This is a genomic window from Nocardioides humilatus, assembly GCF_008373755.1.
Lineage (GTDB): Bacteria > Actinomycetota > Actinomycetes > Propionibacteriales > Nocardioidaceae > Nocardioides > Nocardioides humilatus.
In genome coordinates, this window is record NZ_VUJV01000079.1 from 1 (window position 1) to 417 (window position 417).

At 53.0% G+C, this 417-nt stretch carries 1 protein-coding gene; it reads right to left on the minus strand.

Going from position 1 to position 417, the window contains the following annotated elements:
• On the minus strand, positions 1–417 hold a 417-nt coding region (locus F0U44_RS24055; RefSeq protein ID WP_188113640.1), incomplete at both ends, for a hypothetical protein.

A 417-nucleotide genomic window follows, 5' to 3' on the forward strand; every position in this document is an offset into this window, starting at 1 on the left:
CTGGATCTCAGTAAGCTGCAGAGACTGCTTCTTGATGGTCTTCTGGAGGTCAATGTTGGTCTTGTTGGCCACATCAAGAGAGAGTTCCAGTTCAGTAATCTGGATTTGCAACTTCTTCTTGATGCGTGTGACTTCAGACTTCAATTTAGTCTCGGCTTCCACGACGCGAGCGTTCAGCTGTTCGATTTCGATGCTTGTCTGCTTGCGGATGGCTTCGATTTCTTCTTCCTTCTCTTGCAGACGACGCTCAGCCTCATGACGGAACTGGCCGAACTCAGCCGTCAATCTCTGTGAGCGCTGTTCCTCAGCCTTGCGGCCAGCTTCGGCCTCCTTGTAGGCGGCAGTGAGTTCCTCTCGCTCGTTCTCAAGACGGCGCAACTCGATTTCGAGCTCGTGGAGACGGCGGTTCAACTCGGT